4 protein-coding genes and 2 tRNA genes are annotated in these 6,645 nt (G+C 67.3%); all 6 read right to left on the bottom strand.

The window, feature by feature from the left end; translation table 11 throughout:
- Nucleotides 1-515 precede the first annotated feature (515 nt).
- The 6 genes from ACXC9Q_RS13215 to gyrB all read right to left on the bottom strand — a co-directional run bounded on the left by ACXC9Q_RS13215 (nucleotide 516) and on the right by gyrB (nucleotide 6,625).
- Nucleotides 516-591, bottom strand: a tRNA-Ala gene (locus ACXC9Q_RS13215).
- A 10-nt stretch (nucleotides 592-601) separates the two neighbouring features.
- A complete protein-coding gene (locus ACXC9Q_RS13210; RefSeq protein ID WP_457056756.1) occupies nucleotides 602-733 on the bottom strand; it encodes a DLW-39 family protein in 132 nt (43 codons plus the stop codon).
- A 29-nt stretch (nucleotides 734-762) separates the two neighbouring features.
- A tRNA-Ile gene (locus tag ACXC9Q_RS13205) sits at nucleotides 763-839 on the bottom strand.
- A gap of 96 nt (nucleotides 840-935) precedes the next feature.
- On the bottom strand, nucleotides 936-1,811 hold the full coding sequence (locus ACXC9Q_RS13200; protein ID WP_457056755.1) for a DUF3566 domain-containing protein: 876 nt from the start codon (nucleotides 1,809-1,811) through the stop codon (nucleotides 936-938).
- Between the two features lie 3 nt (nucleotides 1,812-1,814).
- Nucleotides 1,815-4,418: a DNA gyrase subunit A gene (gene gyrA, locus ACXC9Q_RS13195; protein ID WP_442914171.1), complete on the bottom strand. Its 2,604-nt coding sequence runs from the start codon at nucleotides 4,416-4,418 to the stop codon at nucleotides 1,815-1,817.
- A gap of 143 nt (nucleotides 4,419-4,561) precedes the next feature.
- On the bottom strand, nucleotides 4,562-6,625 hold the full coding sequence (gene gyrB, locus ACXC9Q_RS13190; RefSeq protein WP_442914500.1) for a DNA topoisomerase (ATP-hydrolyzing) subunit B: 2,064 nt from the start codon (nucleotides 6,623-6,625) through the stop codon (nucleotides 4,562-4,564).
- Nucleotides 6,626-6,645 lie beyond the last annotated feature (20 nt).

Here is a 6,645-nt window from a genome sequence, read left to right as displayed (position 1 = left end):
CGCACCTCGGACAACTTCCGCCCCATCACAACACCCTCCAACAATCAGGCGTTGCAACAATCCCCTGAATCTGCCGTCACCCAGAGCACATTTGTTTCCCCACAGTTGACCCAACCACCCCTAGGCACGCCCCCGACGAGGAACGCCGACCTGCGGAGCATTCCTGGTGCGTAGCGCCGCCGGCACCCGCGGGCCGAAGGCGCGCCTTGATCGTTGAGCAGTCAGTCCTCCCGCTCGGTGTCGACTGATGTGCGAGGCACACCGGGAACCAGTTCGCCGCCGACGACGGTGCGAGCCTGCGGGAGCGGATGGGGCACGCCAGCCCTCGTGCGGCGATGATCTACCTGCACGTGTCGAAGGCTCGTTCACGGCACAGCGCCGACCGGCTCAACGGCCGGCTGCGGGAGGCTCGCCCCCAGGCCGGCGGCGACTCGTTAGGGCACGCCGCCTCTCGACGAGGCAAAGGAGAACGGTGGCGTCAGCCGGGAATCGCGCTCTGACCTGCATGAACGCTTTGGTGGAGACGAGGGGACTTGAACCCCTAACCCCTGCCTTGCAAAGGCAGTGCTCTGCCAGTTGAGCTACGCCCCCGTGGGGGTGGTCAGTGGCCGGGGGGTACCCGGTCGACTGCCTCGGCCCAGAGGTCCTTCTCGGCGCGGGACTGCTGGGTCTTCTTGTAGGCGAAGTATCCACCGATGCAGGCCAGCAGCACCAGCAGGATCTTTCTCAGCACTGGAGACTCCTCGGAATCGGGGTTCGTGGTGGTGGGCCTAACTGGACTTGAACCAGTGACCTCTGCCTTATCAGGGCAGCGCTCTAACCGTCTGAGCTATAGGCCCGCGATGCGGGGTCGAACCCGGGAGAGATTACCGCACCAAGTGCCTGTCTCCCAAACCGGTTCCGGCCGGGCCCACCTGAGGCCCGGCCGACCGGTGTCAGTCCTCCGACGCCAGCGTGACTTCGAGGCCGCCGAGCAGCGTGGCGGCGATGTTGTAGAGGAAGGATCCGAGCGTCGCGAGTGCGGTAATGATCAGCACATCCGCACACGCCAGCAGCGTGGTAAAGCCCATCACCTTGCCGGTGTTGATGTAGTTCTCGATCCGGAACGGCTCGGCCGTCGGCGTGCCGAGCACCTCCTGGACGGTGTTGTTGATGTTGTCGAACACCCCGGCCGCACCGATCGCGGACCAGATGATGAACACCGCGACCCAGGTCACGATGCCGAACGCGATCGACAGCAGGAACGCCGTCTTCATCACCGACCACGGGTCGATCCGGGACATCCGCAAACGCGCCTTGCGGGTCTGCGGCCGGCTCGACGGCTTCGGTTCTCTCCCGGCCTTCGCCGTGACCCTGCTCTCGGTCTTGTCCGTCTTGTCGTTCTTCACCGCGGCCGCCTTGTCCAGGACTGCCTGACGCGCCGCGCTCACCCGATCACCGAACGACTCGGTCTTCGGCTCGGTCCTGCCGGTCAGTCCGTACGACGAGGCTGACGCCGGAGCACCGGGTTGCGGCGGGACCGGGGTGGGTGACCATGGCTCAGGCCGACCGGGGGTGCTCGGGCTCGGCGTCGTACCGGGACGGGCCGGCTGCTGCTGCGGGCGCACCGGTGTGGCACCGGCCGCGCCCGGCCGCGGCTGCTGGCGGAAGTCCGCCGGCCGCTGGCCGTTGCCGCTGGGCGCGGCACCGGAACGACCGTTGGAGGCCGGAGTGGCCGGTCCAGTGGACGGCTTCCCGGCCTGCGATGCCCGCTGGCTCTTGGAGCTGTCCGCCGCACCATCGGGCCAGGTCGGCCTCGCGCGGTTGGTCATCAGTTACCCCTCCTGGCCGGCATCGTCGTCTTCGACGGTAGCCGCGCCGTCCACGTCCGTCGAACGTTCGTCATCATTCTGGACGCTCTCAGGGGTGGATTCGGTTGTCGATCCGTCCACATCCTGGGCATCTTCGAGGGATGTACCCCCTTCGACGCCTTCGGATTCCTCGCCGATGAGATCGCCGTTCACGGTCAGATCGGTGTTCCGGGCGATCGCGACGACCGCGTCGGACTCGCCGACCCCGGCGAACCGGACGCCCATCGTGTCCCGGCCCTTGACCGGCACGCTGTCGACCCGGCTGCGGACCACCTGGCCGCTCGCCTTGATCGCCAGGACCTGGTCCTCGTCGACCACGATGAGTGCGCCGACCAGCGAGCCACGCTCGTCGTTCAGCTTCACTGCCTTGATTCCGAGCCCGCCGCGCCCCTGCTGCCGGTACTCCGACACGCGCGAACGCTTGGCGTACCCGGCGTCGGTCACGGTGAAGACGAACTGGGAGTCCTCGTCCGCGCCGGCCCGGATCACCGACATCGACAGCAACTCGTCACCCGAGCGGAACTTCATCCCGGTCACACCAGAGGTGGCCCGGCCCATCGGGCGGAGCTGCTCGTCGTTCGCGGTGAAGCGGATCGACTGGCCCTTGCGGGACACCAGCAGCAGGTCGTCCTCGGCGGTGGCCAGGTCGGCGCCGATCAACTCGTCGTCGTCCTCGCGGAAGTTGACCGCGATGATGCCGCTCTGCCGGGCCGAGTCGTAGTCGGTCAGCGCTGTCTTCTTGACCAGGCCCCGCTTGGTCGCGAGCACCAAGTAGTCAGCCTGCTCGTAGTCGCGCAGCGTCAGGACCTGCGCGATCTCCTCGTCCGGCTGGAACGACAGCAGGCCGGCGACGTGCGAGCCCTTCGCGTCCCGGGCGGACTCGGGCAGCTGCCATACCTTGGCCCGGTAGACCCGGCCCTTGGTGGTGAAGAACAGCATCCAGTGGTGGTTCGTGGTGGCGAAGAAGTGACTGATCTCGTCCTCGGCCCGCAACTGTGCGCCGCGGACACCCTTGCCGCCGCGATTCTGCGTCCGGTACAGGTCGGTCTTGGTCCGCTTCGCGTACCCGCCGCGGGTGATGGTGACGACGACGTCCTCGTCCGGCACCAGGTCCTGGACGGACAGGTCACCGTCGGCCGCGATGATCTCGGTCCGCCGCTCGTCGCCGTACCTGTCGACGATCTCGGCGAGCTCGTCCTTGACGATCGACCGCTGCCGCTCGGGGCTGGCCAGGATGTCCTCGAGGTCGGCGATGATCGCCTCGAGCTCCTGCAACCGCTCGATGATCTTCTGCCGTTCCAGTGCGGCCAGCCGGCGCAGCTGCATGTCCAGGATCGCCTGCGCCTGGATCTCGTCGATGTCGAGCAGCTGCATCAGGCCGGTCCGCGCCTCGTCCACGTCCGGGCTGCGCCGGATCAGCGCGATCACCTCGTCGAGGGCGTCGAGCGCCTTCACGTAGCCGCGGTAGATGTGCGCGTTCTTCTCCGCCTCGCGCAGACGGAACCGGGTCCGCCGCTGGATGACCTCGATCTGGTGGTCGATCCAGTGGCTGATGAAGAGGTTCACGCTCAGCGTGCGCGGTACGCCGTCGACCAGAGCCAGCATGTTGCACCCGAAGGTGTCCTGCAGCTGGGTGTGCTTGTAGAGGTTGTTCAGTACGACGCGCGGCTGAGCGTCCCGCTTCAGCACGACGACCAGCCGCTGCCCGGTCCGCGACGAGCTGTCGTCGCGGATATCGGCGATCCCGCTCATCTTGCCGGTGTTCACCAGCTCGGCGATCTTCAACGCGAGGTTGTCTGGGTTGACCATGTACGGCAGCTCGGTGACGACCAGGCTGGTCCGGCCCTTGGCGTCCTCCTCGATGTCGACGACCGCACGCATCGTGACCGAGCCACGGCCGGTGCGGTAGGCGTCGTCGATGCCCTTGTAGCCGACGATCAGTGCACCGTTCGGGAAGTCGGGGCCCTTGATGTACTGCAGGCAGGCGTCGAGCAGCTCCTCCTGGGTCGCGTCCGGGTGCTCCAGCGCCCAGTTGACCGCGGCGGCGACCTCGCGCAGGTTGTGCGGCGGGATGTTCGTCGCCATGCCGACCGCGATCCCCGACGAGCCGTTCACCAGCAGGTTCGGGAAGCGGGCCGGCAGGATCACCGGCTCCTGCGACTTGCCGTCGTAGTTGGGCCGGAAGTCGACCGTGTCCTGGTCGATGTCGCGGACCATCTCCATCGCCAGCGGCGCCATCCGGCACTCGGTGTACCGCATCGCGGCCGCCGGGTCGTTGCCCGGGGAACCGAAGTTGCCCTGGCCCTGGATCAGCGGCGCCCGCATCACCCACGGCTGCGCCAGCCGGACCAGGGTGTCGTAGATCGCCGAGTCGCCGTGCGGGTGGTACTGACCCATCACATCACCGACGATGCGGGAGCACTTGTTGAAACCACGGTCCGGCCGGTAGCCGCCGTCGTACATCGCGTAGAGGATGCGGCGGTGCACCGGCTTGAGGCCGTCGCGGACCTCGGGCAGTGCGCGGCCGACGATCACGGCCATCGCATAGTCGAGGTACGACTGCTGCATCTCGGTCTGCAGGTCGAGGGGCTCGACCCGGTCGTGGCCCGGGGAGGTGGGGGTCTCCGTCATGAAAAACTCGTCCCGTTCAAGTCAGTACGTCGGTGAGTGGCGCAGAGAATCGTGGCCCGGGGCAACGGACCACGAGCCCGTCAGATGTCGAGGAAGCGGACGTCCTTGGCGTTGCGCTGGATGAAACTGCGTCGCGCCTCGATGTCGTCGCCCATCAGCGTCTGGAACGTCTCGTCGGCGCGGATCGCGTCGTCCAGGGTGATCTGCAGCAGCACCCGGTTGGCCGGGTCCATCGTCGTGTCCCACAGCTCGTTCGCGTTCATCTCGCCCAGACCCTTGTAGCGCTGGATCGGGTTCTCCTTGGGCAGCTTCCGGCCCGCCTCGGCGCCGGCCTCGAGCAGGCCGTCGCGCTCCCGGTCGGTGTAGGCGAGCTCGTCCGCGTGGTTGCTCCAGCGGATCTTGTACAGCGGCGGCTGCGCGGCGTACACATGACCACGCTCGATCAGCGGCCGCATGAACCGGAACAGCAGCGTCAGCAGCAGGGTCCGGATGTGCTGGCCGTCGACGTCGGCGTCGGCCATGATCACGATCTTGTGGTACCGGAGCTTGTCCTCGTCGAAGTCCTCGTGGATGCCGGTGCCGAGCGCGGAGATGATCGCCTGGACCTCGTTGTTCTGCAGGACCTTGTCGATCCGGGCCTTCTCGACGTTCAGGATCTTGCCCCGGATCGGCAGGATGGCCTGGAACTTCGGGTCCCGCCCACCCTTCGCGGAGCCACCGGCCGAGTCACCCTCGACGATGTAGACCTCGCACTCCTCGGGGTTGGTCGACTGGCAGTCGGCCAGCTTGCCCGGGAGACCACCGCCACCCAGCAGGCCCTTGCGGTTGCGGGCCAGGTCGCGTGCCTTGCGGGCCGCGATCCGGGCACTCGCCGCGGCGGTCGCCTTGCGGATGATCTCGCGGCCCTCGGCCGGGTTCTGCTCGAACCAGGCGCCGAGCTTGTCGTTCACGACCCGCTGGACGAAGCCCTTCACCTCGGTGTTGCCGAGCTTGGTCTTCGTCTGACCCTCGAACTGCGGCTCAGCGAGCTTGACCGAGATGATCGCGGTCAGGCCCTCCCGGATGTCGTCACCGGTGAGCCGGTCCTCCTTCTTCTTGATCATCCCCTGGTCCTCGCCGAACGAGTTGACCAGTGAGGTGAGCGCGGCCCGGAAGCCTTCTTCGTGAGTGCCGCCCTCGTGGGTGTTGATCGCGTTCGCGAAGGTGTGCACCGACTCCTGGAACGAACCGCTCCATTGCAGCGCGACCTCGAGGCTCATCGTGTTCTCGGCGGTGGCCGCCTCGAACGAGATGACGTCGCGGTGCACGGTCTCGCGGATGCCGGTCAGGTACTTCACGTAGTCGACCAGACCGTCGTCGTACCGGAACGACTGCTGGAGCGGCTTGCCGTCCTCGTCGATGTGGTCGGGCCGCTCGTCCCGGATCACCAGCTCGAGTCCCTTGTTCAGGAACGCGTACTCGCGGAACCGGGTGGCCAGCGTCTCGTAGGAGTACGTCGTGGACTCGAAGACGTCCGGGCTGGGCCAGAACGTGATCGTCGTACCGTTCGCGTCCGAGGTACCGATCTCGGCGAGGTCGGCGTCCGGGACACCCATGCTGAAGGACTGGGTGTACAGCTTGCCGTTCTTCTTCACGTCGACGCGGAGGTGGCTGGACAGCGCGTTCACGACGGACACGCCGACGCCGTGCAGACCGCCGGACACCTTGTACCCGCCGCCGCCGAACTTGCCGCCGGCGTGCAGCACGGTCAGCACGACGGTGACGGCCGGCTTGCCCTCGGACTCGACGATGTCGACCGGGATGCCGCGGCCGTTGTCGTCGACGCGGACGCCGCCGTCGGGCAGCAGGGTCACGACGATGCGGTCGCCGAACCCGGCCATCGCCTCGTCCACCGCGTTGTCGACCACCTCGGTGACGAGATGGTGCAGACCCCGCTCACCGGTGGACCCGATGTACATCCCCGGTCGCTTCCGGACCGCGTCCAGACCCTCCAGGACCTGGATCGCGCTCGCGTCGTACTCCCGATCCACGACGTTCGACGGGATCGCGTCGAGCATCGCGGGGAGTTCACCGCTGTCGGGTACGACGGTGCCGATGGGGTCGGCGGACTGGTTGGCGTCGATCTCGGTCGGCTCGTCGGTCACCGGCTGTTGTCCTCCTCGGA

The sequence above is a fragment of the Kribbella sp. CWNU-51 genome, assembly GCF_054073265.1.
This window is presented reverse-complemented; position numbering and strand designations above follow the sequence as displayed.

Excerpts from the sequence above, each read along its gene's own strand:
- ACXC9Q_RS13200 (WP_457056755.1), bottom strand. The coding sequence starts at position 1,811 with ATGACCAACCGCGCGAGGCCGACCTGGCCCGATGGTGCGGCGGACAGC.
- gyrA (WP_442914171.1), bottom strand. The coding sequence starts at position 4,418 with ATGCAGCAGTCGTACCTCGACTATGCGATGGCCGTGATCGTCGGCCGC.